The 23,804-nt window shown below is 65.8% G+C and carries 19 protein-coding genes; 15 read left to right on the top strand and 4 right to left on the bottom strand.

What is annotated here, in order from left to right; translation table 11 throughout:
• The first annotated feature begins 3 nt into the window (after positions 1–3).
• The 3 genes from ACP3TD_RS03090 to ACP3TD_RS03080 all read left to right on the top strand — a co-directional run bounded on the left by ACP3TD_RS03090 (position 4) and on the right by ACP3TD_RS03080 (position 3,659).
• Positions 4–2,064, top strand: a complete 2,061-nt coding sequence (locus ACP3TD_RS03090) for a pectinesterase family protein (protein ID WP_426765329.1) — start codon at positions 4–6, stop codon at positions 2,062–2,064.
• A gap of 36 nt (positions 2,065–2,100) precedes the next feature.
• Positions 2,101–3,387, top strand: a complete 1,287-nt coding sequence (locus tag ACP3TD_RS03085; protein WP_426765327.1) for a pectate lyase family protein — start codon at positions 2,101–2,103, stop codon at positions 3,385–3,387.
• A 62-nt stretch (positions 3,388–3,449) separates the two neighbouring features.
• Positions 3,450–3,659: a dodecin gene (locus tag ACP3TD_RS03080; protein WP_091717704.1), complete on the top strand. Its 210-nt coding sequence runs from the start codon at positions 3,450–3,452 to the stop codon at positions 3,657–3,659.
• Positions 3,660–3,760: 101 nt separating this feature from the next.
• Here the strand turns inward: ACP3TD_RS03080 and ACP3TD_RS03075 are convergent, their stop codons facing one another.
• The gene (locus ACP3TD_RS03075) at positions 3,761–3,970 is read right to left on the bottom strand and encodes a hypothetical protein (protein WP_015935719.1); all 210 of its coding nucleotides are present in this window, start codon (positions 3,968–3,970) and stop codon (positions 3,761–3,763) included.
• Positions 3,971–4,086: 116 nt separating this feature from the next.
• Positions 4,087–4,986 carry a helix-turn-helix domain-containing protein gene (locus ACP3TD_RS03070; protein WP_426765326.1) on the bottom strand — a complete coding sequence of 300 codons (900 nt, stop codon included), beginning with the start codon at positions 4,984–4,986 and terminating at the stop codon, positions 4,087–4,089.
• A gap of 200 nt (positions 4,987–5,186) precedes the next feature.
• On the opposite strand from ACP3TD_RS03070, the gene ACP3TD_RS03065 reads away from it, so the two are divergent.
• From ACP3TD_RS03065 to ACP3TD_RS03055, 3 genes are read left to right on the top strand one after another with little or no spacing between them, the layout of a single operon-like run.
• The gene (locus ACP3TD_RS03065) at positions 5,187–6,008 is read left to right on the top strand and encodes an aldo/keto reductase (RefSeq protein WP_426765324.1); all 822 of its coding nucleotides are present in this window, start codon (positions 5,187–5,189) and stop codon (positions 6,006–6,008) included.
• A 13-nt stretch (positions 6,009–6,021) separates the two neighbouring features.
• Positions 6,022–6,993, top strand: coding sequence for an aldo/keto reductase (locus ACP3TD_RS03060; protein ID WP_426765323.1), 972 nt, complete (start codon positions 6,022–6,024; stop codon positions 6,991–6,993).
• Complete coding sequence (locus ACP3TD_RS03055) at positions 6,987–8,027, top strand: NAD-dependent epimerase/dehydratase family protein (protein WP_426765322.1); 1,041 nt, start codon at positions 6,987–6,989, stop codon at positions 8,025–8,027. Before ACP3TD_RS03060 ends, ACP3TD_RS03055 begins: the two co-directional genes overlap by 7 nt.
• 120 nt (positions 8,028–8,147) lie before the next feature.
• Here ACP3TD_RS03055 and ACP3TD_RS03050 read toward each other — a convergent pair whose 3' ends face one another.
• The gene (locus ACP3TD_RS03050) at positions 8,148–9,767 is read right to left on the bottom strand and encodes a glycoside hydrolase family 53 protein (RefSeq protein WP_426765321.1); all 1,620 of its coding nucleotides are present in this window, start codon (positions 9,765–9,767) and stop codon (positions 8,148–8,150) included.
• Between the two features lie 174 nt (positions 9,768–9,941).
• Positions 9,942–11,987, bottom strand: a complete 2,046-nt coding sequence (locus ACP3TD_RS03045) for a beta-galactosidase (protein WP_426765320.1) — start codon at positions 11,985–11,987, stop codon at positions 9,942–9,944.
• A gap of 225 nt (positions 11,988–12,212) precedes the next feature.
• On the opposite strand from ACP3TD_RS03045, the gene ACP3TD_RS03040 reads away from it, so the two are divergent.
• The 9 genes from ACP3TD_RS03040 to ACP3TD_RS03000 all read left to right on the top strand — a co-directional run bounded on the left by ACP3TD_RS03040 (position 12,213) and on the right by ACP3TD_RS03000 (position 23,705).
• Positions 12,213–13,535, top strand: coding sequence for an ABC transporter substrate-binding protein (locus ACP3TD_RS03040; protein WP_426765319.1), 1,323 nt, complete (start codon positions 12,213–12,215; stop codon positions 13,533–13,535).
• A 73-nt stretch (positions 13,536–13,608) separates the two neighbouring features.
• A complete protein-coding gene (locus tag ACP3TD_RS03035) occupies positions 13,609–14,589 on the top strand; it encodes a carbohydrate ABC transporter permease (protein ID WP_426765318.1) in 981 nt (326 codons plus the stop codon).
• A 2-nt stretch (positions 14,590–14,591) separates the two neighbouring features.
• Positions 14,592–15,443 (top strand): carbohydrate ABC transporter permease, encoded by an 852-nt coding sequence (locus ACP3TD_RS03030; RefSeq protein ID WP_426765317.1) that lies wholly within the window; start codon positions 14,592–14,594, stop codon positions 15,441–15,443.
• A 19-nt stretch (positions 15,444–15,462) separates the two neighbouring features.
• Positions 15,463–16,479 (top strand): LacI family DNA-binding transcriptional regulator, encoded by a 1,017-nt coding sequence (locus ACP3TD_RS03025; RefSeq protein WP_426765316.1) that lies wholly within the window; start codon positions 15,463–15,465, stop codon positions 16,477–16,479.
• Positions 16,480–16,608: 129 nt separating this feature from the next.
• Entirely contained in the window at positions 16,609–19,164 is a 2,556-nt protein-coding gene (locus tag ACP3TD_RS03020) for a rhamnogalacturonan lyase (protein WP_426765315.1), read from the top strand.
• Between the two features lie 60 nt (positions 19,165–19,224).
• The gene (locus ACP3TD_RS03015; RefSeq protein ID WP_426765314.1) at positions 19,225–20,058 is read left to right on the top strand and encodes an aldo/keto reductase; all 834 of its coding nucleotides are present in this window, start codon (positions 19,225–19,227) and stop codon (positions 20,056–20,058) included.
• 131 nt (positions 20,059–20,189) lie between these two features.
• Positions 20,190–20,456, top strand: coding sequence for a GlsB/YeaQ/YmgE family stress response membrane protein (locus tag ACP3TD_RS03010; RefSeq protein ID WP_056082542.1), 267 nt, complete (start codon positions 20,190–20,192; stop codon positions 20,454–20,456).
• 123 nt (positions 20,457–20,579) lie between these two features.
• Complete coding sequence (locus ACP3TD_RS03005) at positions 20,580–20,978, top strand: YtxH domain-containing protein (RefSeq protein WP_426765313.1); 399 nt, start codon at positions 20,580–20,582, stop codon at positions 20,976–20,978.
• 693 nt (positions 20,979–21,671) lie between these two features.
• The gene (locus tag ACP3TD_RS03000) at positions 21,672–23,705 is read left to right on the top strand and encodes a DUF222 domain-containing protein (RefSeq protein ID WP_426765312.1); all 2,034 of its coding nucleotides are present in this window, start codon (positions 21,672–21,674) and stop codon (positions 23,703–23,705) included.
• Positions 23,706–23,804: the final 99 nt, after the last annotated feature.

Below are 23,804 nucleotides of genomic sequence, written 5' to 3'. Positions count from 1 at the left end.
TGCATGAGTTTGCGTCGCTTCTTAGGTGCGGCAACCGCCGTCGTCCTTCTGTCCAGCCTGGCGAGCGCCCCGGCGACGGCCGCACCGCCGTTGCAGGGGCCCGGTGCCGCGGCCTCGCCGGTCCGGGCACCCTCAGTCCAGTCCCCATCAGTCCTGGCACCCGCCGTCCTCGCCCCCTCTTCGCTGTCCGAGGGGAATGGGCCGCTGTGGAAGCAGACGCCCGACGGCTTCGCATCACTGCCCGGGAACGGACTGGCGGGCACCACCGGCGGGCAGGCGGGGCGGATTGTCACGGCCTCCACCATCGCCCAGCTCCAGGAGTATGCCTCCGCTGCGGAGCCGCTGGTCATCTTCATCAACGGCTCCCTCACGGCTGATCAGTATGTCAAGATGCCAGTCGCTGCCAACAAGAGCATTATCGGCATGGGCACAGGGGCAGAGGTGGTCAACGCCGGTTTCAAGCTGATCAACGTCTCCAACGTGATTTTCAGGAACTTCACGGTCCGGGATTCGTACATCCCGGGTGACTGGGACGGCAAGCGGCCGGACAACGACCGGGACGGCATCCAGCTCGATACCAGCCACCACGTCTGGGTGGACCACATGAAGTTCGAGCGGATGGGCGACGGCCTGATCGATACCCGCAAGGACTCGGACTACCTGACTTACTCCTGGAACGTCTTCGCGGACAACAACAAGGCCCTGGGCGTGGGCTGGACCGCCAACGCTGTCACGAAGATGACCATTCACCACAACTGGATCCGCAACACCACCCAGCGGAACTTCAGCCTGGACAACACCGCCGCCGCGCACGTCTACAACAACTACCTCCAGGACGTGGGCCAGTACGGCATGATGGGCCGCAACAACGCCAAAGTGGTGCTGGAAGGAAACTACTTCACCGCGGTCCAGGACCCGATTGTCGCCAAGGACCCCGCCACCCAGGTGGTGAACAGGGATAACATCTTCGACTCCACCCGCGGTCGCAAGGACAACGCAGGGGCCGCATTCGACCCCGCGGCGAACTACTCCTACACCAAGGACGATGCCGCGGCGGTTCCTGGCATCGTCAGTGCCGGCGCGGGACCCCGCGAAAACAATGCACCGAACAAGGCCGCAAACATCACTGTGGCGCTGGACGGGACGGGCGACTTCGGCAGCCTGCAGGCGGCCATCGGCTCCATCCCGGCCGGCAGCACCCAGCCGCGGACCATTTCCGTGAAGCCGGGCACCTACCGCGAAGTGGTGAACGTCTGGGCTGACCGCCCCAACCTCACCATCCAGGGCGCGACAGCCAACCCGGCCGACGTCGTCATCACCTACGACCTGCCAGCGAACGGCGCCAAGTTCTTCGGCGGAACCTGGGGAGCCGTGGGCAGCGCCACGCTGACGGTATCTGCCCCGGGCACCACCGTCCGGAACCTGACTGTCGAAAACAACTACGACGAGGCCTCCAACGGGCCAAGCCAGGCGCTGGCCGTCCGCAGCGTCGCCGACAAGGTGGTGTTTGACGGCACCCGATTCCTGGGCAACCAGGACACCTACCTCGCCGACACGTCAGGCCGGGACGCCACCGCCCGGACATACCTGAAGAACTGCTACATCGAAGGCGACGTGGACTTCCTCTACGGCCGCGGCACCGCAGTCTTTGACGGCTGCACCATCCATTCCCTGGACCGGGGAAGCGACACGAACAACGGTTACATCGTGGCCCCGAGCACCAAGAACTCCAACCCCTACGGCTTCCTGATCGTCAACAGCACGCTCACCTCCGATGCTGCTCCCGGCACCGTCAGCCTGGGCCGCCCTTGGTTTGCCAGCAGCGACCCTGACGCGCTACCCATGGCAGTCGTTCGCGACTCCGTCCTGGGCAGCCACATCGCGGTCCAGGGCTGGGCGGACATGAGCGGCCACTCATGGACGGAGGGACGGTTCGCCGAGTACAGGAACACCGGCCCCGGAGCGTACGTGAACGAGTTCCACCCGCAACTGTCCGACGATGACGCCGCCAAGTTCACAGTGGACGCGTTCCTCGGCGGCTGGACCCCGGCAGGACGCGGCTGAGATGACCGGCAACCATTATTTCGAGGAGAACCCCCGATGATGTCCATGGCTGGATCCGTTGTACTGGCCACCGCGGTTGCCCTCGCCGGGCCACTTCCGTCAGCTGCACCGTTCGGCGCCGAGCGTTCGCAAAGCACCCCGGACCTGGGGCGGCAAGTCCTCGCAACAGGCGACGGCTGGGCCTCCGCTGACGGCGGAACCACCGGCGGCTCCAATGCCGTGCCCGCCAACGTCCACGAAGTTTCAACGAGGGATGAACTCGCCGCCGCGGTGGCGGGAAACGAGCCCAAGATCGTGCACGTGAAGCAGGGCTTCAACGCAAACACCGCCGCGGATGGCACCGCCATCACGTGCGGGGATTATGCAACCGGCGGTTACTCACTTGAGGCCTACCTCGCGGCTTTCGACCCGGCTCAATGGACCGGGCCGGCCGCTGGACCCCTCGAAGACGCCCGCAAGGCCTCAAGTGCGAAGCAGCGCGAGCGCGTCCGGATCAATGTCGGCGCCAACACCACCATCGTGGGCATCGGCGATGTCCAGCTCACAGGCTTCACGTTGAACATCGACAATGTGGACAACGTCATCGTCCGCAACCTCCATATCTCCGACGCCTACGACTGCTTCCCGGGATGGAACGGGGACACCTGGAAAACCGAATGGGACAACGTGGTGGTCTCCGGTTCCACGCATGTGTGGCTTGACCATCTGACCCTGGATGACGGCGAAACAGCCGACGCCGCGCAGCCACGCTATTTCGGTGAACTTTTCCTGCGGCATGACGGCCTCCTGGACGTGGTCCGGCAGTCAGACCTGGTCACCATTTCCTGGAGCCGGCTGGTGGGACACGACAAGTCGCTGCTCTGGGGGAACGGGGACGGAGTCACGGCAGACCGGGGCAAGCTCCGGGTCACGCTCCACCACAACGAGTTGGTGGACCTGGAACAACGGGCGCCCCGGGTCCGGTTCGGGCAGGCACACGTGTACAACAATGTGTACCGCGTGACGGACCCAGGGCGGTACCAGTACTCATGGGGTGCGGGCGTGGAATCCAGCATCATCGCCCGTAACAACACGTTTGAACTCGCGGAAGGCATCCCGGCTGCACACATCATCCGGAATTTCGGCGGCACGGGAATCGACGAGGCAGGCACCTGGGTCAACGGCCGAAAGGTCAACGTCCTGGACGCCTATAACGCTGCCAACCCGGGTGCTGAGCTGGTTCCCGCAGTCAGCGGCACCGCCGGGCCGCACCTGCGAATCGAGCCGGCTCCGGCAGCCCGGGAAAGGGTGGGGCGTGAAGCAGGGTCTGGCCAAGGCTCTTGAAGTCCTACTAGTCTTCAGGAACGGCCCGCAACCGGGAGCAACGATGATCACGAGGAGCCAAGTTGTCCAATCACACGTACAGCATTTCTGAAATTGTCGGTACCTCCACTGAGGGCGTAGACGACGCCGTTCGGAACGGGATCGCCAAGGCCTCCCAGACCCTCCGCAACCTTGACTGGTTCGAAGTCAAGGAAGTCCGGGGCCACCTCGAAGACGGCAAGGTGGCGGACTGGCAGGTGACCATCAAGATTGGGTTCCGCCTCGAAGAATAGTGGGACGGGTCCTTAAAACGGATGAAGAAGGCCGTGACCCCGGGGGTCACGGCCTTCTTCATGCGGCACATCCCTTGTGCCGGCACTGTGTGGGCTTCGCTTTAGTAGGCCTGCCCCAGCGACCGGCGCCGCCATACCGTGGGAACGCCGTCGAACGCGGGAAAAACGTGGCCTTCGAAGAAGGACAGCACCGTATGAGGATCGTGGTCCGGGCTCCACAGTCCTGACACCGGGCAGTGCGAGCCGGTGGACGTCGAGGCGGTGCCGGCGGGAGCGGCCTGGCGTTCTTTCAGCAGCGCGATGCGTTTCATCGTTGAGACCATCCTTGGGAAGAAGTGTGTTCCCCAAGCCTACGAAACCCCAAGGGCCGCCAAAATGGATATCTGGCCAAACTAAGCATCCCTGACTGGCCAAACGTACAAGGCTTTTAGGGCTCTGCGACGCCGGTCGGCGGAGCCTCGGCTGCCCGCTCCCGTTCGGACGGCGCCTCGCCCGCGCCCAGGCTGCCCAGCAGGGCCAATGCGTCCGACGACGGCGAGCCCGGTTTCGCTGAATACACCCTCAGCACCTGGTCGGGGTCGTCGGGGAGGGCGAGGCTTTCAAAGTTCAGTTCGAGGTCCCCCACGGTGGGGTGGTGCAGGCGCACGATCCCGGCGGACCGGCTGGCCACCCGGTGCCCGGCCCACCACTGCCGGAACTGTTCGCTGTTTACCGCCAGCTCCCCCACCAGCTGGTTGGCCTGGGGATCGTTCGGGTGGCGGCCCACATCGAGCCGCAGGGCACCGGCAGCCTCGGCCGCCAACGTCTTCCAGTCGCGGAACAGCTCCCTCGCCGCCGGATCGAGGATGAGCCAGCGGGTGAGGTTACGCTCGGCCGCGGGCAGCGAGGGGAAATCGGTGAACAGCAGGTACGCCATCCTGTTGCCGGCGAGGACGTCGTTGCGGCGGCCCAGCAGCAGCGCAGGCACATCGCCCACGGCCTCGAGCAGCTGCCGCAGCCCCGGCCGCACTCCCTGGGCTGCCGGGCCGGAGGTCCGCGGGTTGGCGGCGCAGTTCTCGAGCAGGTCCATCATGTGCGCATGCTCGCTGCTGTCCAGCCTCAAAGCCCGCGAAACCGCGTCCAGGACCGTCCGGGAAGGATGGATGTTGCGGCCCTGTTCGAGCCGGACGTAGTAGTCCGTGCTGACGCCGGCCAGGCGGGCCACTTCCTCTCGCCGCAGCCCCGGTACGCGGCGGGCGCCCGTGGTGGGCCCGGCACCGGCGTCCTCGGGTGTCAGGCGCGACCGCATGGCTTTGAGGAATTTTCCGAACTCGGCACTTTGACCCATGCTGACCATTCTGCCCGCCCGTACGGCACTCCTCCTACACCGAAGGTAGGACTGCCAGTCCTAGGAAAAACAGGATCACGGTTACCTGCTGACGTGGCGGGGAAAAGTGCATAGGCTCGATACTGAGCCGGCGGAAACCGCTTTCTCCTTTGTCGGGCCAACGGCACCGATCCCAGCACCAGCATCATCCAAGGAGCACCATGTCAGAGCTGACACTGAACAACGGCGTCACCATCCCCCAGCTTGGCCTCGGCGTTTTCCAGGTTCCGCCGGAAGACACCCAGCGGATCGTTGAGGACGCATTCGAGGCGGGTTACCGGCACATCGATACCGCTGCCGGATATCGCAACGAGGCCGGCGTCGGCGCCGCCATCGCGGCGACGGGCATCCCACGCGAGGACATTTTCGTCACCACCAAGCTCCGGAACGGCGAGCAGGGCAAAGCCCAGGAGGCGTTCCAGAACAGCCGCAAGGCGCTGGGACTCGACTTCGTCGACCTCTACCTCATCCACTGGCCCGTCCCGTCGCAGGGACTGTTCGTCCAGGCCTGGAAGGAACTGGAACGGCTCTACGACAACAAGCAGATCCGGGCCATCGGCGTCTCCAACTTCCTCTCCGACCACCTGGACACCCTGCTGGAATCGTCCGAAATCGTCCCCGCCGTGAACCAGATCGAACTGCACCCCAGCTACCAGCAGGCGGACCTCGCAGCCAAATGCCGGAGCCTCGGCATCGAAGTGGAGGCCTACAGCCCGCTCGGGCAGGGCGGCGACCTGAACGGCAACGCCGTCACGGCCATCGCAGACGCCCACGGAGCCACCACGGCACAGGTGGTGCTCGCCTGGCACCTCGCCTCCGGAAACATTGTGATCCCCAAGTCGGTTGACCCCGGCCGGATGCGCGAGAACTTCGCCGCGTCCTCCCTCACGCTTTCCGACGACGAACTGGCCAGCATCACCGCTCTGGAGTCCGGTGCCCGCATCGGCTCCGATCCCGCCGTCGCGTCCTTTACCCAGATGTAGAAAGGTCTCTCCAATGCAGTACACCCATCTTGGCCGCTCAGGCCTGCAAGTCTCCCGCCTTTGCCTTGGCACCATGAACTTCGGCCCGCAGACCGAGGAAGCCGCCGCGCACAGCATCATGGACTCCGCGCGGGAGAACGGCATCAACTTCTTCGACACCGCCAACGTGTATGGCGGTGAGGGCCACCGCGGCTGGACCGAGGAGATCATCGGACGCTGGTTCGCCAAGGGCGGCGAGCGCCGCGAACACACGGTGCTGGCCACCAAGCTCTACGGCACTATGACGGACCGGCCCAACGAATCCAAGCTCTCCGCGCTGAACATCCGCCGAGCACTGGATGCCAGCCTCAAGCGGCTGCAGACGGACTACATCGACGTCTACCAGTTCCACCACATCGACAGGAACACCCCGTGGGACGAGATCTGGCAGGCCATCGAGGTGGCGGTCCAGCAGGGCAAGATCCTGTACTCGGGCAGCAGCAACTTTGCGGGCTGGCACATCGCGCAGGCCCAGGAGGCAGCGCACCGGCGCAACTACACGGGCCTGGTCAGCGAGCAGTCCATCTACAACCTGTTCCGCCGCGAGTTGGAGCTTGAAGTCATCCCGGCGGCGCAGCAATACGGCCTGGGGCTTATCCCGTGGTCGCCGCTGCAGGGCGGGCTCCTGGGCGGCGTGCTGAAAAAGGAGCGCGACGGCGTCCGCCGCACGGAGGGACGGGCCCTTGAGACCCTGAAGAAGCACGAGGACCAGATCCGCCAGTACGAGGACCTCGCCGATGACCTGGGGCACGAACCCGGGGACGTCGCACTCGCCTGGCTGTTGCACCAGCCCGCCGTTACGGCACCGATCGTCGGGCCCAGGACGCAGGAACAACTGGACGCCGCCATCCGCGCGCTGGACGTCACCCTCGACGAGGACGCGCTTAAGCGGCTGGACCACATCTTCCCGGGGCATAAGACCGCTCCGGAAGACTACGCGTGGTAACCCCGCCGCCAGTTGCCGGGACTGCCGCGGGGACGGTGGCGCCGAGGAGCATCCTCTTCATCGGCGGCACCGGGGTCATCAGCGCGGCGGCGGCTGAACACGCCGTCGCGCTGGGCCACCGGCTGACCATCCTGATCCGGGGCCGGTCCACCCGCCCGGTTCCAGACGGTGCGGAGGTCCTGCACGCGGACGTCCGGGACCCGGCGTCGGTTAGGGAGGTGCTGGGCGGGCGGGAGTTCGACGCCGTCGCGGACTTTATCTCGTACACCGCGGACCAGGCGCAGGCCGGGCTTGAGTTGTTCCGGGGCCGGACCGGACAGTACGTGTTCATCAGTTCCGCGTCGGCGTACCAGAAGCCACCCACCCGGTTGCCCATCCTGGAATCCACGCCGCTGAAGAACCCGTTCTGGCAGTACTCCAGGGACAAGATCGCCTGTGAGGAGCTGCTGTTCCGCGCCTACCGGGACGAGGATTTCCCGCTCACCGTGGTGCGGCCCTCCCACACCTATGACCGGACCAAGATCGCCATGGTGGGCGGCTGGACGGACATCCACCGGATGCGCGCCGGCCTCCCCGTCATGGTCCACGGCGACGGCACCTCGCTGTGGACGCTGACTCACAGCAAGGACTTTGCCAAGGCCTTCGTGGGCCTGCTCGGCAGGCCGCAGGCGGTGGGCGAAAGCTACACGATCACCTCTGACGAGTACCTGCCGTGGAACCAGATCTACCGGCTGTTCGCCCGGGCTGCAGGGGTGGCCGAGCCGGAACTGGTGCACGTGGCCTCGGAAACCATCGCGGCCCACAGCCCGGAGCTCGGGCCCAACCTGCTTGGCGACAGGTCGCACTCGGTGGTGTTCGACAACACCAAGATCAAGTCCCTGGTGCCGGAGTACACCGCCACCATCCCGTTCGCCGATGGTGCCCGGGAAATCGTTCAGTGGTACGACGCCAACCCGCAGCTGCAGCAGGTGGACCAGTCCTACATGGACCTCAGCGACACCCTCACCAAATGGGCCGCGGGCGGCGTGAACTAGCGCCACGCCAGAACAAGCAGGGACAACAGGAACAAAGCAGGAACCAAAAGGACGCCGACGGCGGGAGGTGGGCTCCCGTCGTCGGCGTCTTTTTCCTGCTGCGCCCCATGGGGCGGAGGCCTACTTCCGGCGCCAGGTGCCGGCGTCGTCCGCGGCGAACGCCTCCAGCGCCGGCAGCGCGCGGCCGGCAAAGTCGAAGACCGCCTGGTTTTCCCAGGCATTGCCGGACGCGGGGTCGGCCGGATCCCAGCCGTTGCCTGGAACCGACGTCCAGGCGGGCTCCCAGTAGACGGCGCCGATGCCGCGTCCGCCAGGAGCGGATGCCACCACGTCCTGGACCGCGCGGAAGTTGGCGGCCTGGCCCGCCGGTGTTGCCGGGTAGCCCTTGACGAGCTGGGACCCGTTGGCGATCACGTTTTCCCACGGGGCGTTGGGGCTGTCCTCGAGGGTGAACGGGTACGAGGTCTCCACCACCAGCACGTCCTTGCCGTACCGCTGGGACAGGGTGGTCACGGCGTTCTGCAGGTCCGCCAGGGTGCCGTGCCAGTACCCGTAGTAGGACAGGCCGATGATGTCCATGGGCACGCCGCGCTTGGTGGCTTCATCGAACCACCAGGTCAGCCCGCCGATGCCGTTGTTGATGTTGGTCAGGTGGAGCACCGTCCTGGTGTCCGGGCTGACGTCCTTGACGGCACGGGTGCCGGCTTTGAGGAACATGGCGAGGTTGTCCCACTGGGCCCCATCCACACCGTCCGCAGGATCAACGTCCCAGGTCTGGCCCAGCGGCCAGAGCATGCCGGGGTTGATTTCGTTGCCCACCTGCGCGGCATACGGCGTGATGCCGGCGGCCTTCAGCGCAGCCATGACGTCCTTGGTGTGTGCGTACACGGCGTCGGCCATGGCTGCCGCGGACATGCCCTTCCAGGCCGCGGGAACGCCCTGCGCCCCGGGATCGGTCCAGCGGTCGGAGTAATGGAAGTCCACCAGCACCTTCATCCCCTGGGCCTGGGCGCGTTTGGCCATGTCCACCACCTGCTGCCGGGTGTTGTAGCCATCGGCCGGATTGACCCAGACCTTCAGGCGGACCAGGTTGGCGCCGGCATCGGCAAAAGCCTCCACAGGGTCCACCCGGGTTCCGTCCGCCGTGGCGTACACGGCGCCGTGGTCCTCGTTCTTGGGCACGCCGGAGAGGTCAGCGCCGCGGAAGGTGCGCTCCACCCGGCCCTCGGCGAAGGTCACGTTGTCCATGCTGGCCCAGGCCCCGGCGCCCGTGGTTGTAAGGGAGAGGGTGCATTTACCCGCCACATTGGCGCTGACGGCGAGGGTCAGCCACTGGTCATCGGTTTCCGTGGAGGGCAGGACGGTGGAACCGTCGCTGCCGCATCCGGAGAGGACCAGGCGCGAGGAATCCACCGGGCCGCCCGACTTGATCGAGGCGCGGAAGGTCCACCACCCCTTCTTCAGGCCCGTGACGGTCTGCGAAGTGGTCACCGTGTTGTCCGAGGCCAGGTAGTGGGTGAGCCGGTGCGCCGAGTCGGCTCCCCCGGGCTCCACCGTGGCCGCGCCGGCCGGGCCCAAAACGGACCAGCCCGCGGTTCCCGCTTCGAAGCCCGGATTGGCTATGGACTCCGGTCCAACGCCAGGGGGCTTGCCCGGGGCCGCAGCGGCAGGACCTGTAGCCAGCAACGTTCCTGCCAGGGCCAGCGCGGTGACGGCGGCCAAGGTTTGGCCGGAGGGCAACGCCCGGCCGGAAAGTTGTATGCGGCCAGACTGTCGTTTGCGGGCAATGCGCGTCGTGCGGGGAATTATCACTGGGGCGTCCTCCTTGACGTTGAACCTTGGCAGCCGTTGGTGTGGAACCTTGGCGTGGAAACCGGCCGGGGCCTGGGCGGCCCCGGCCGGCGGTCTGTGGGGCTAGCTGGATCCTTCAGGGTTGCGGATGACCCGCACGGTTCCGGCCGGAATGGCGGCAACGCCGTCCACCCGCTCCCCGGAAACCATGTCCAGTCCCGAGACTGCGAATGACGCGTCAGCCTCGGTGTGGTTGATCAGGAACGTGAAGCGGTCTGCGCCGTTGCTGCGCACGGACACCTCCAGGCCCGGCGGGTGCCCGTCTCCCGCGGACAGCCCGGCGTGGGCCAGCGCCTCCGCCAGAATGGCGGCCAAGCCGCCGTCGTCCAGGTCCGTGGAGACGTACCAGGCCGTGCCGCTGCCGAAGGCATTGCGGGTGATGGCCGGTCCCGGCGCCGCCGGACCGTCCTGGTAGCGGGCCACGACGTCGGCCGTGGTGGGGTGGATTTCCTCGGACCAGATGGTGCCGGTCCCCCGCCCGGCGCTGAGCTGGACTGCCTGGTGTTCACGCAGGGGCAGGAACTCGTGGATTTCCAACCCCAGCAGGTCACGCAGCGGTCCGGGCGAAGCTCCAGGGGGAACAGTGTCCGTGGCGTCCACGATGCCCGAGAAGTAGGACACCATCAGGTGCCCGCCGCCCCGCACATAGTTGCGCAGGTTGGCCGCCGCAGGTTCACCCACGAGGTACAGGGCCGGGGCCAGCACCAGGTCGTAGCCGGAAAGATCCGACTCAGGGTGGGCGAAGTCCACGGCGACGCCGCGGTTCCACAGCACCGAGTAGTAGGCCTCGATCCGCTCGCGGTGGGTCAGCCCGTTGCTGGGCCGCCACTCCAGGTCCTGGGCCCAGAAGGATTCAACGTCCCACAGGATGGCCACCTTGGCGCTGACGGTGGAGCCCTTCACGGCCGTGAGCTTCTTCAGGTCGTCGCCCAGGTCCAGGACTTCCCGCCAGATCCGGGTGCCCGTTCCGGCGTGCGGAAGCATGGCCGAGTGGAACTTTTCCGCCCCGAAGCGGGAGGCGCGGAACTGGAAGAACATCACGGCATCGGCGCCGCGGGCCACGTGGGCCAGGCTGTTGCGGGCCAGCTCCCCCGGACGCTTGGCGATGTTGCGGCCCTGCCAGTTCACGGCGCTGGTGGAGTGCTCCATGAGCATCCACGGCTTGTTCCCGGCCAGCGAACGGGTGAGGTCTGCATCCATGGACAGGAGGATGTGGTTGTCCGTCCGCTGCGCCACGAGGTAGTGGTCATTGGCCACGATGTCCACCTCCCGGCTCCAGGCCCAATAGTCCGGGGACAGGCAGTTGGTGGCCATGAAGTTGGTGGTCACCGGGGTGTTGGGGGCGTAGCGGCGGATGACGTCGCGTTCTGCGATGAAGCACTCCAGCATGGCGTTGGAGGTGAACCGGGCGAAGTCCAGCCGCTGGCCCTGGTTGCTGACGCTCGCGGAGATCCGCGGGGCGTCTATCTCGTCCCAGGCGTTGTACTTCTGGCCCCAGAAGAGGGTGCCCCAAGCCGCGTTCAGGGCGTCGAGGCCGCCGTAGCGGGCCTGCAGCCAGGTCCGGAACGCCGCCACGGAGGCGTCGTCGTAGGATTCGCTGACGGGGGCGCCGTACTCGTTGTGGACATGCCAAAGGACGACGCCGGGGTGGGAACCATAGCGCCGCGCCAGCTGTTCGGTGATGTTCACCGCAGCCCGGCGGTAGTCCGGCGAGCTGGGCGCGGCCATTCCGCGGGAGCCGTGGCCCAGGGTGAGTCCGTCCCGCGTCACGGGATGGGCCTGGGGGTACTTCTTCCAGAACCAGGCCGGCGGGGCGGCGGTGGGTGTGCCCAGGTCGATGCTGATGCCGGCATCGGTGAGCAGGCCGACAAGGTGGTCCAGCCACTCGAAGTCGTACTCCCCTTCCCGCGGTTCCAGCAGGACCCAGGAGAAGATTCCAACGCTGACCAGGTTGATGCCGGCTTCGCGCATCAGGGCGATGTCCTCCACCCACACCTCGCGGGGCCACTGCTCCGGGTTGTAGTCCCCGCCGTAGCAAAGGCCCGCCGGGCGCTGGACCCACGGCGCCGGCGCGAGTCCGGGTGCTGGGGCCTGCAGGACGTCTGTCATCGGGTGATCTCCTTAGAACTGTGTGCGCTCCCAGTAGTATCACAGCTCCTAGTTGAAGTGATACAGGCAATATTCTGTTGACATAGATCACAACTGTGTGAATTACTGGAACCGCTCACAGGACTTGGTTGACGCAGTGTGTCCGCCTCCGCCGCAGCACAACGGATCCCGCACCGGGGTCCCACCAGCTCTTACACAGCCAGCTTTTTCGACAAGGAGGACGGAATGCGCAGCTCATTTCGTGCAGGCGCAGCGGCAATGATGGCCGCAGCGGCCCTGCTTACCGCAGGATGTTCCACAGGCTCGGGCACCAACGCCGTGGAACAGAACACCGATCCCAACCAGAAGGTGGAACTGACCTACTGGGCCTGGGCTCCGAACCTGGACAAGGTGGTGGATATCTGGAACGAGAAGAACCCCAACATCCACGTCACGGTCAACAAGCAGGACGGCGGCGATCCCGCCATCACCAAACTTCTGACGGCCGTCAACGCCGGTTCCGGCGCGCCGGACCTGATCCAGGCGGAGTACCAGAAGATCCCCACCCTGGTTGCGGCGGACGCGCTGGCAGACCTCTCCGGAACCGAAGCCAAGGACACCAAGGACACGTTCCCTGAGGCCGTCTGGAATTCCGTCACCCTTGGTGGCGACGCCCTCTACGCCGTTCCGCAGGACACCGGCCCCATGGCGTTCTACTACCGTGCGGACATTTTCGAGCGCCTGGGCCTCGCCGTCCCCACCACCTGGGAGGAATACGCCGCAGCGGCCAAGACCGTTCACGACGCTGACCCCGAGGCTTACCTGGGCACTTTCTCCTCCAACGACGCCGGCTGGTTCACGGGCATGGCCCAGCAGGCCGGCGCGTCATGGTGGGCCATCGACGGTGACGCGTGGAGCGTCAAGATCGCCGAGGATCCCACAGAAAAGGTGGCCGGCTACTGGGGAGGCCTGGTGGAGCAGGGCATCATCGACAACAAACCCATGTACACCCCCGAGTGGAACGCCGCACTGAATAACGGCAAGCAGGTGGGCTGGCTCAGCGCTGCCTGGGCCCCCGGCGTGCTCTCCGGCAATGCCGGCGCAACGGCCGGCAAGTGGAAGGTGGCCTCCATGCCGCAGTGGGATTCCGCCAAGCCCGCCACCGGCAACTGGGGCGGCTCCTCCACCGCAGTGACATCACAGTCCAGGAACGTCGCCGCGGCTTCCAAGTTCGCTTCGTGGCTGAATACCGATCCCGAGGCCGTCAAGGCACTGGTGGACGTGGCCGGCATCTACCCGGCCGACACCGAAGGTGCCAAGACGGCGCTGACCAAGGCGCCGGAGTTCTTCAGCAACCAGCCCGACTTCTACGAGGTGGTGGGCGAAGCTGCGCAGACCGTCACATCGTTCAGCTACGGTCCCAACGTCAACGTTGCCTACAACGCTTACAACGATCAGTTCGCCAAAGCTGCCCAGGCCAAAACCAAGAGTGCGTTCCTGGACGCCGTGGCCGGCATGCAGCAGGTCACCGTTGACGACCTGAAGAAGACCGGCTTCACAGTCAAGTAGTCCCGCCCGCCGGGAGGGTGCCACGGCGCCCTCCCGGTGCCGGTCCCCACCACCCCACCCAAGGAAGTGCAACATGGCAGCGACAGCGACCGCGCCAACCACGGCGGAGAAGACCGCAACTGCCGGCTCCGGGACTCCCCGGAAGGCCCGGAGCTTCAGGCAGCGTGCCCTGACCCCGTACGCCATGCTGGCGCCTGGCATTGTCCTGTTCCTGGTGTTCATGGCGGCACCGATCGCCTACACCCTGGTGTTGAGCTTCCAACAGAAGAAGGTCAGCGGGTTGGGGCTCGGCAAGGGCGCACAAAGCACAGTGTTTGCCGGGTTCGACAACTACATCCGCTCCCTGACCGACCCCGAGTTCACCGCCAGCGTCCTCCGTGTCCTCACCTACGGCGCCATCCTGATTCCGCTGATGCTCGGCTTCGCCCTGCTTTTCGCACTCCTCCTGGACTCGCGGCGCACCCAAGCCGGCAACTTTTCACGCACCGCCATCTTCCTGCCCTATGCCGTGCCGGCCGTCATCAGCTCGCTCCTCTGGGGCTTCCTGTACCTGCCCGGCGTCAGCCCCTTCCACTTCGTGGCGGACAGGCTGGGAATCGCGTTGCCTTCGCTGCTGAACCCGGACCTGATCACCTTTGCCATCGCCAACATCGCCCTGTGGGGAGGCGTGGGCTTCAACATGATCGTCATGTACACCTCGCTCAAGGCCGTGCCCCAGGAAATCTATGAGGCCGCCAAACTGGATGGCGCCTCAGAGATCCAGACCGCACTCCGCATCAAGATCCCCATCATTGCCCCCTCCGTGGTCATGACGGCCCTGTTTTCCATGATCGCCACCCTGCAGGTCTTCGCCGAACCCACCACGCTCCGCCCGCTGGCAAACAGCCTCTCCACGAGCTGGTCCCCGCTGATGCTCGTCTACCGGGACGCCTTCACCCGAAATGACATTTACTCCGCGGCCGCAACCAGCATCATCATCGCCCTCGCCACCTTCGCCATTTCCTTCCTCTTCCTGCGCATTGTGCAGAAGCGGGCCTTCGGACAGGAGAACTGACCGTGTCCACTCCCACTGAGATCCGCGAGAAGCCGAGCTTCCTTTCCTCCGGCATCCTGATCCTCGGGGCGCTGTACTGCCTGTTCCCGGTCATCTGGGTGGTGGCCGCGGCCAGCAAAAGCAGCGACGAGCTCTTCTCCACCTTTACTTTTGCGCCCAGTGTCCATTTGTGGAACAACATCGTGGAGCTGACCGCCTACCGGGACGGCGTGTTCTGGCGATGGATGCTCAACACCGCCCTCTACGCCGGCGTGGGAGCCCTCCTCTCCACCTGGGTGTCCGCCCTCTCCGGCTACGTCCTGGCCAAATACGACTTTCCCGGCAAGAACGGCGTGTTCAAGGTCCTCCTTATGGGCGTGCTGGTTCCAGGCGTCATCCTGGCCATCCCGCAGTACCTGATGCTGGCCCAGCTGGGCCTGACCAACACGTACTGGTCCGTTCTCCTGCCGCAGATCATCAGCCCCTACGGGATCTACCTGGCCCGCATCTACGCCGCAGCGTCGGTTCCCGGGGACGTGATCGAGGCTGCCCGGACGGAGGGCGCCAAGGACATGTACATCTTCAACCGCATCGCGTTGCCCATGATGCTCCCCGGCCTGGTGACCATCTTCCTGTTCCAGTTCGTGGCCATCTGGAACAACTTCATGCTGCCGTACATCATGCTGGGCGATGACACGCTGTTCCCGTTGACGGTGGGCCTGAACGGACTCCTCAACCAGGGCGCCACCGCTCCGGCGCTGTACACGCTGGTGCTGGCCGGAGCCCTGCTGTCCATCGTGCCGCTGGTCATTATGTTCCTGTTCCTGCAGCGTTACTGGCGCGTTGACCTCGCCGCCGGCGCCGTAAAGGCCTAGGGCTGGATAGGCTCGGATCATGATGCAACCGCAAGGCCGGCCCCGGCCCAAGATTGACGATGTGGCCAGGGAGGCAGGCGTCTCGCGAGGGACAGTTTCGCGGGTGCTCAATGGCGGGCACTGGGTCAGCCCGCCCGCCTTGGCCGCCGTCAACGCCGCCATCAAAAAGACCGGGTACCGCGTCAACCCCCACGCCCGGAACCTGGCTACGAACAAGGCCAACTCGGTGGCCTTCCTGCTCACCGAAACACACGACCGCCTGTTCGCCGACCCCAACTTCGCCGTCCTGATGCGGGGCGCCGCCGACGCCCTGGCCGAGCACGACATTCCCCTTGTGCTGATCATGGCCGGCACGGACGACGAGAAGCGCCGGGCCACCGATTTCCTCACCGCCGGCCATGTGGACGGAGTCCTGCTGGTCTCCTCGCATGGCAGCAGGACGGGCGTCATCGCCGACATCATCGCCGCCGGCGTGCCTGCCATCGCCTGTGGCGTTCCGCTCGGCTTCGAAAAGAAGATGGGCTACGTGGCAGCCGACGACTACCAGGGCGCCCTGGAGTTGTTGGAGTTCCTGGACTACGGCGGCCGGAAGCGGATCGCCACCATCACCGGTCCGCAGGACACCTCCGGCGGCATCCGGCGGCTGGAAGCCTACCGGGCACACCAGGGCGAGGCCTTCGATGAGGCGCTGGTGGCGCCGGGTGATTACAGCCGCGAGAGCGGTGCCAGGGCCATGCGTGAGCTCCTCGCCCGGGTCCCCGACGTCGACGCTGTCTTCGCCGCCAACGACCTCATGGCCCTCGGCGCGCTGGAGGTATTGCACGACGCCGGGCGGCGGGTTCCCGAGGACGTTGCAGTAGCCGGGTTCGACGACATTTCGGCCGCCTCCGCCGCGGCGCCGGCCCTGACCACGGTGCGGCAGCCGTTCGACCGGATCAGCGAGGAAATGGTGCGGTTGCTGCTGGACGTCATCGCCGGGAAGAACCATGCTGCCATTACCATTCCCACGGAACTGGTGGTACGGGAGTCGGCCTGAGGGGCCGCATTTCTACAACGTTCTAAATACCTCACGGCGGGTTCACAAGACAAGGCTTGTTTTGCCCCACCCCGCCGTCTAGATTGCTGGGGAAGCGTTTTCCCAATTCCAAATTGAAAGGATTCACTGATGAATCCCTCCAAGGCTCCCGCACGCCTCCTGTCGGTCGCCACCCTCGGCCTGGCACTCACCGCAGGCTGCCTCGCAGCCCCAGCTGCCGCCGTCGGGCCTTCCTCCTCCAAACCTGGCAATCCGGGAATCCAGCTCGACTACCTGGACCGCGGCCTTGTGGCCGCGGGGACGTCCGAAGGCGTGTTCCTCAGCTGGCGCCTGCTGGGCAACGAGGCTACCGGGTCCTCCGCAACCGGACTTACCGGCACGGACTTCAACGTGTACCGGGACGGGCAAAAGCTGGCGACAGTTACGGACAGCACCAACTACCAGGACCCCGCCGGGACCGCCGCGTCGAAGTACCAGGTGAGGGCCGTCGTCGGCGGCGTCGAACTGGACGAAAGCGCCACTGCCACCGCGTGGGGCGGCAACTTCAAGGACATCCCGCTGAAGAAGCCGGCCGACGGCACCACGCCCGCCGGCCAGGCCTACACCTACTCGGCCAACGACACCTCAGTGGGCGATGTGGACGGCGATGGCCAGTACGAGTTCATCGTCAAGTGGGACCCGAACAACTCCAAGGACGTCTCGCAGGTGGGCTACACCGGCAATACGTACGTGGACACCTACAAGTCCGACGGCACGCTCCTCCACCGGATCGACCTGGGCGTGAACATCCGCTCCGGGGCCCACTACACCCAGATGCTGGTCAACGATTTCGACGGCGACGGCCGGGCCGAGCTGATGATGAAGACCGCCCCGGGCACCAAAACCACCAACTACAACGCGGACGGCACCGTGGCCGCGGAATCGTTCATCACCATGCTTCGGGCCGACATCAATGCCGGGTACTCGAACAGCGACGACTACCGGATGAGCGCGGCGGACTACTACCAGCACATGGTGAAGACCTTCCAGGGCTGGACTGAGCACCCCGAGGTGAAGGCCGGGAACTGGCCGGCCACGCTCGAAGAAGCCTTCGGCATCGCGCCTAAGTACAAGTACCCGCTGTCCCAGGCCGATGCCGAGGCGCTGACCGACTACTTCATGGACGTCTACGCCCCCTCCCGCAGCGCCCGGAACAACCTCCGCGCGTTCGAGGGATTCATCGTGTCCGGCCCCGAATATCTGACCGTCTTCGAAGGCGCCACGGGCAAGGAACTGAAGACCGTCGCCTACCAGCCGGGCCGGACCGACGACGGCATGATGTGGGGCGATTACGCCATGGCCCGCATCGAACCGGGCAACCGCGTGGACAGGTTCCTCGCCGGCGTCGCCTACCTGGACGGCAAGAAGCCCGCTGCGGTGTTCGCCCGCGGCTACTACACCCGCACCACCCTGTCCACCTACACCTGGGACGGCGCCAACCTCTCCCCCGTGTGGAACGTGGACTCGGGCTGGACTCCCATGACCAACCCGTTCAACGACTCCCCGCACGGCCGCGACGGCACGGACCCCACCTACGGCAAGCTCACCACCCAGGGCTTCCACTCCCTGAGCGCCGCCGACGTTGACGGCGACGGCAAGCAGGAGATCGTCTACGGTTCGGCAACGCTCGACGACGACGGCTCGCTTCTGTACAGCTCGTTCGACACCCTGCCGGCCGGCAGCGCCGCGCCGGGTGAGGAGGCGCGCCTGGGCCACGGCGACGCCATGCACGTGGCGGACATCGACCCCGATCGCCCCGGCAAGGAGATCTTCACCGTCCACGAGGGCGCTACCTACGCGCCTTACGGTTACGCCATGCGCGACGCTGCGACGGGTGAGGTGCTGTTTGGCGCCTACTCGGGCAAGGACACGGGACGCGGCATGATCGGCGACGTCGATCCTTCCGTTCCGGGCCTGGAGAACTGGGCGATCGGCATGCAGTCCGCCGACGGACGCAAGCTTTCCAGCACCAGCCCCGGCACCAACATGAGCATCAGGTGGTCCGCAGACATGACCACCCAGATTGTCAACGGCTCCGGCGACCAGACCCCCACTATCGACGACTGGACGCGGGGCCGCCTGCTGGCCGCCGACGGCACACGCACCAACAACGGAACCAAGGGCACCCCCAGCCTGGTGGCGGACATCCTGGGCGACTGGCGTGAAGAACTGGTGGTCCGCACCGCCGACAGCTCCGCATTGCGGATTTACCTGAGCACCGAGGTGACGGACCACAAGCTCTACACCCTGATGCACGATCCCCAGTACCGCGCTGAGGTGGCCCGCCAGAACACCACATACAACCAGCCGTCCTACACCGACTTCTACCTGGCATCGGACATGAAGTTCGGCAACGTCCCACTGCGGGCCGCGTGGCTTCCGGGCAGCGTGAAGGCACTGCAGAATGCGGTGGAGGACCTGGTGGAATCGGGCGGGATCGCCGGCCCCGTGGCCAGCCAGCTCACCGCTGCCGCCCAGCAGGCACAGAAGGCCGTGGAGGACAGGGACGCCGCCAAGGCAGGGCAGGCCATCCAGCGATTCGTGAAGTTCCTGGCCCAGCAGAAGAACCCGGACAAGGTCTCCGACACGGCCAGGGCGGTGCTGAACCATAACGCAGGCAACGTCCTCCGCGCTTTCGAAGAATAGAGTTTCGCCGCTTGATGACCCTCACGGAAAGGACCGCCGGATTAACGGCAGACTGTTGATATGACACTTGCACCGGTTATCGCGCTCAACGACGGATACTCGATTCCCCAGATCGGTCTTGGCACGTGGCCGCTTGACGACGACCAGGCGGCGGACGCCGTCGTCCATGCCGTAGAGGCCGGCTACCGGCACATCGATACGGCAGTGAAGTACGGCAACGAACGCGGCGTGGGCAATGGCATCAAGGCCAGCGGCGCTGATCGCGGCGAACTCTTCATCACCACCAAACTGGATGGCGAGTTCCAAGGGAATGACAGGGCTGTGGAAGGCCTGGAGGGCTCGCTGCAGCGGCTTGGCCTCGACTATGTGGACCTGCTGCTGATCCACTGGCCCTTGCCCGGCCGGGAGCAGTTCATCTCCACGTGGAAGACGTTCGAGCGCCTTCAGGCAGAGGGAAAGGTGCGCTCCATCGGCGTGTCCAACTTCAAGCCGGAGCACCTGGAGCGGTTGATGGCTGAAACGGATGTTGTTCCCGCCGTCAACCAGGTGCAACTGACCCCTGCTGTGACGCGGGTGGCTGCACGGGAATTCCATGCAAAACATGGCATTGCCACCGAGTCCTACAGCCCCTTGGGAGGCTCGGGGGCCGGGATCCTGGGCGCGCCGGTGGTGGGCCGGTTGGCCGAAAAACACGGCAAGACGCCGGGCCAGGTGGTGCTGCGCTGGCACGTTCAAAACGGATTGGTAACGATTCCGAAGACCGCCAATCCGGACCGGATGCGTGAGAACCTGGATGTCTTCGATTTCGTCCTGGATCCGCAGGATCTCGCGGAATTGGCTACCCTCGACGAGGGCCCCGGCGCCGGAACCGATTCCGACGTGACCGGGCACTGAGGCAGGCCTGAGCAGCCACTTTCCTCCTCTCCGGGGTTGGCAAATCGATAGTAAGCATGATTACTATTAGGGCAGAGGATGAATTGCCGCCGGGATCCGGGGGCGTCCTTACTTAGGAAGAGGAGCGAAAAATGGGTTTCATTGCATTTCTGATTCTCGGACTTATTGCCGGTGCGATTGCAAAGGCGATCCTTCCGGGACGCCAGGGCGGCGGCTGGATCATCACCCTGGTGCTGGGCGTCGTAGGTGCCCTCCTTGGCGGATGGATCGGCGGCGCGCTGTTCGGCGGCGGACTGCAGGAGTTCTTCTCGCTGCAGACCTGGCTGCTGGCGATCCTCGGATCGCTGATCGTCCTTGCGATCTACGGCATGGTCACTAAGCGCGGTGCGCGCCGCTAACGCAGCGCCCACAGCCAGGAAGCCGGCCTGGGGAGTACATCCCCGGGCCGGTTTTCACATTCCCGGCCACGGCGTTGCAGCCGGGCCGGACCTGAAAACCTTCTTTCGGAGCAGGAGTTCACCATGAAAAACAAACTTCTTTTGGGTGTTGGAGTTGCCGTCGGTTACGTCCTTGGATCAAGGTCCGGACGCGCTGCATACGACAAGCTGAAGGCCCGCGCCGCCGGGGTCTGGGACAGCAAGCCCGTTCAGGACAAAGTGGCAGTTGCTACCGAAGCCATCAAGGAGAAAGCCCCGGATGTAGCCGACCAGCTGTCAGAAGCAGCCCGGCGTGCTGGAACTGTGCTGGGCTCGGCGATGCACCGCGATGACTCCTCCGGGAAGTCCACGCCATCCAGCGCCGATACTTCACCCTCCGTCGGTTCGGCGGGCGGACTAGGCGAAGACCACATCCCTGCGCACAGCACGCATCCCGAAACCACGAACCTCGGCACCACCAGCGAGGGCAACTCCAATAGCTAGCCGCTCCTCGGAGACGGCCGTCCCGGGGTGAACCCCCGATTGACATGGGGCTCCTGCCTTCCGTGTGCTACAACTGATTCGCCTTGCCGGCCGTCGCGATCCTTGGGGGATGCGCCGGCCGGCAGCGTGTTTAAAGCACCATCCGCTGTGCACTGCCGGTTCGAGGCCGTTTCGAGGCGCCCCGTTCAGCGGGGCCCGGCACGCGTCAACCTCAGCCGGGGGATGAACCGGACACCCGTGCTCGGCCGAAACCTAAGACCTGGCGTCAGGCCATTGGTTGGGGTCGTAACCGTTGATCCCCGGTACACGCCGTGCCGGCTGGAGGCTATCCACGTCTTCTGCATGCTCAGGCGCAACTGAACCCGCATTCTCAGCGGCGTCTTTACCCGGCTCCTCCGAGTCCTCCCGGACCGTCTTTCCCCGTTCTCTGCCAGCCATTTGCCACTCCCGGCCCCTTGTTGACGAAGGCCCAGCTGCATGAACCACTAAGGCAACCCTAGTCCCGGAGAAACGCCGAAACCGCTGGATCCCATCAAGAAATGACAATATCTTTCGGCGCGGCTGCGCGTCCGCTCCGACTGTGGTTGACGTGAACGGGTCGCGTGGCCGGGTCAAGGGCAGATACGGGCCAGGTTGTCCACATAGGGGTTTGTGGTGGTCCTGATTGTCAGTGCCCTTTGGCAGAGTGGGGTCATGGAAGCCATTGGGGAGCAGTTGACGGAGAGCGAAGACTCTTCGGGCTTGCCGCCGCTGGGCTTTCGCGCCGGCAGTCACCTCCCCGCCGGGCGGGACGCCGGGCCGAACGTCAGCACGGCAGGCCACGACGGCGGGCACCAGGTCCGCGCGACAGGCCACGACGGCGGGCCACAGGTCCGCGCGACAGCACGCCTTTGGCCCGTTCCCGGCTCCCCCGCACCGGACCAAGCCTCAGACCAATCAGCAGCAGACCAGCTATTGGACCCGCCTTTGGATTTGTCTGTCCTGACAGCACGGGTGGCCGCCGCGGCGGTCACAGCCCGCGAAGCCCTGCCCACGGCCGACTACACCAGGGCGGCCACGTTCGCCGCCGACGTCGAAGAGCTCTCCCGCTGCGTGGAGTATCTCCAACTCACCGCCGCCGGGGCCGTGGACCACACCCGCACCCACGCGATCACCGACGCCGCCACCCGGGCCGCCACCCACCGGGCCGCACGCCGCACCACCACCGGGGTCAGCCCCTGGGACGCCAACAGCACCGAAACCCCCAACGAAACCGACGCCAACTGGCCCACACCCGCCGGAACACCCACTGCAGTGAGGTCCCCAGCCGATGACGGCTGCCGGAACACCGCCGAGTTCCTCCGGCTCAGGCTCCGCATCCCCATCCGCGAAGCCCGCCGCCGCCTCACCCTCGCCCATCAAACCCTGCCCGGCACCACCCTCACCGGCACACCCACACCGCCACCACACGAACACCTCGCCACCACCCTCGCACCGGCCGACGCCAGCACCGGCCAGCCCGCCACCACGGCCACACCACCCCACACCATCACCGCACCCGCAGTGTCCTCCCACGCGGCCACCATCATCACCGCCACCCTCGACCGGCTACAACACCACACCACCCCCGAAACCCTGCACCGCATCGAACACCACCTCACCCACGCCGCCACCACCGCGGACCCCGACTTCCTCACCCGCCTGGCCCAACGCCTCACCGAAACCCTCGACGCCGACGGCACCGAACCCACCGAAGAAGCACTCCGCCACACCCAAGGCGCCTTCATCCGCAAACCCCGCCACGGCCTCCACCACGTGGAAATCTTCGCCACCACCGACCAATACGAACACCTCCTCACCGCCATGAACATCGCCACCAACCCCCGCACCACCACCCCCAACACCAACACCAACACGGCAGCCACAACCGGCGACAACACCGCCACAGTAACCGGCACCACGGCCGCAGGCTGTAGCGACCGCACCGTGCCTGAAGAAAGCGCCCACAAAGACAATCAGGCATCCCCCGCCCCGGACCTGGAACGCCGCACCCGCCCCCAACAACAACTCGACGGCATCATCACCGCCGTCAAAACCGCCCTCACCACCAACCACCTCCCCACCACCGGCGGCAACAGACCCCAAATCATCGCCACTATCAACCACCACGACCTCTTCCCCACCCCCACAGCACCACGCGCACCGGCCGCGGGAACCTTCGCCTTCGCCGGCCCCATCGCCGCCACCACCCTCCGCAAAATCGCCTGCGACGCCGACATCATCCCCGCACTCCTGGGCACCACCAGCGAAATCCTCGACCTCGGACGCAAAACCAGACTCTTCACCCCAACCCAACGCCTCGCCCTCACCGCCCGCGACCAAGGCTGCACCTTCCCCAACTGCACCATCCCCGCCCCCTGGTGCGAAGCCCACCACATCACCTACTGGTCACACGGCGGCCACACCAACACCACCAACGGCACACTCCTCTGCAACCACCACCACCACCTCATCCATAAAGAAAACTGGACCATCACCACCACCGGCGGCACCCCAACCTTCATCCCCCCACCCCACATCGACCCCACCCAAACACCCCAACAAAACCACTACTTCAAACCACCACCACTGCCACCACAACCCACCGCAACCAACACCCCCCCGGCCATGACCCACCATCCGAACAAAGACAGCACGCTCACGCCCAAACATCAGGAGCCCGCGGCCGCACTACCGCCGCCCGACTGACGCACGCCGCGGGCGGCGCGCGCAAAAGTGAGGTGGGGATGCGGGTGCAGGCCAAAACCCGTGCAACCCCCGCAGATTCGGACGCCACACCATGTGAAA

The organism is Pseudarthrobacter sp. 1G09, from assembly GCF_050038305.1.
Taxonomy (GTDB): domain Bacteria; phylum Actinomycetota; class Actinomycetes; order Actinomycetales; family Micrococcaceae; genus Arthrobacter; species Arthrobacter equi.
Note: the sequence above shows the minus strand (reverse complement) of the source record. Positions and strands in the feature narration are given on the sequence as shown.

What these genes read in the sequence shown, in the direction of transcription:
- ACP3TD_RS03090 (WP_426765329.1), top strand. Translation starts at nt 4, where the DNA reads ATGAGTTTGCGTCGCTTCTTAGGTGCGGCAACCGCCGTCGTCCTTCTG.
- ACP3TD_RS03085 (WP_426765327.1), top strand. Translation starts at nt 2,101, where the DNA reads ATGATGTCCATGGCTGGATCCGTTGTACTGGCCACCGCGGTTGCCCTC.
- ACP3TD_RS03075 (WP_015935719.1), bottom strand. Translation starts at nt 3,970, where the DNA reads ATGAAACGCATCGCGCTGCTGAAAGAACGCCAGGCCGCTCCCGCCGGC.
- ACP3TD_RS03070 (WP_426765326.1), bottom strand. Translation starts at nt 4,986, where the DNA reads ATGGGTCAAAGTGCCGAGTTCGGAAAATTCCTCAAAGCCATGCGGTCG.
- ACP3TD_RS03065 (WP_426765324.1), top strand. Translation starts at nt 5,187, where the DNA reads ATGTCAGAGCTGACACTGAACAACGGCGTCACCATCCCCCAGCTTGGC.
- ACP3TD_RS03060 (WP_426765323.1), top strand. Translation starts at nt 6,022, where the DNA reads ATGCAGTACACCCATCTTGGCCGCTCAGGCCTGCAAGTCTCCCGCCTT.
- ACP3TD_RS03045 (WP_426765320.1), bottom strand. Translation starts at nt 11,987, where the DNA reads ATGACAGACGTCCTGCAGGCCCCAGCACCCGGACTCGCGCCGGCGCCG.
- ACP3TD_RS03040 (WP_426765319.1), top strand. Translation starts at nt 12,213, where the DNA reads ATGCGCAGCTCATTTCGTGCAGGCGCAGCGGCAATGATGGCCGCAGCG.
- ACP3TD_RS03035 (WP_426765318.1), top strand. Translation starts at nt 13,609, where the DNA reads ATGGCAGCGACAGCGACCGCGCCAACCACGGCGGAGAAGACCGCAACT.
- ACP3TD_RS03025 (WP_426765316.1), top strand. Translation starts at nt 15,463, where the DNA reads ATGATGCAACCGCAAGGCCGGCCCCGGCCCAAGATTGACGATGTGGCC.
- ACP3TD_RS03020 (WP_426765315.1), top strand. Translation starts at nt 16,609, where the DNA reads ATGAATCCCTCCAAGGCTCCCGCACGCCTCCTGTCGGTCGCCACCCTC.
- ACP3TD_RS03015 (WP_426765314.1), top strand. Translation starts at nt 19,225, where the DNA reads ATGACACTTGCACCGGTTATCGCGCTCAACGACGGATACTCGATTCCC.
- ACP3TD_RS03010 (WP_056082542.1), top strand. Translation starts at nt 20,190, where the DNA reads ATGGGTTTCATTGCATTTCTGATTCTCGGACTTATTGCCGGTGCGATT.
- ACP3TD_RS03005 (WP_426765313.1), top strand. Translation starts at nt 20,580, where the DNA reads ATGAAAAACAAACTTCTTTTGGGTGTTGGAGTTGCCGTCGGTTACGTC.
- ACP3TD_RS03000 (WP_426765312.1), top strand. Translation starts at nt 21,672, where the DNA reads ATGGAAGCCATTGGGGAGCAGTTGACGGAGAGCGAAGACTCTTCGGGC.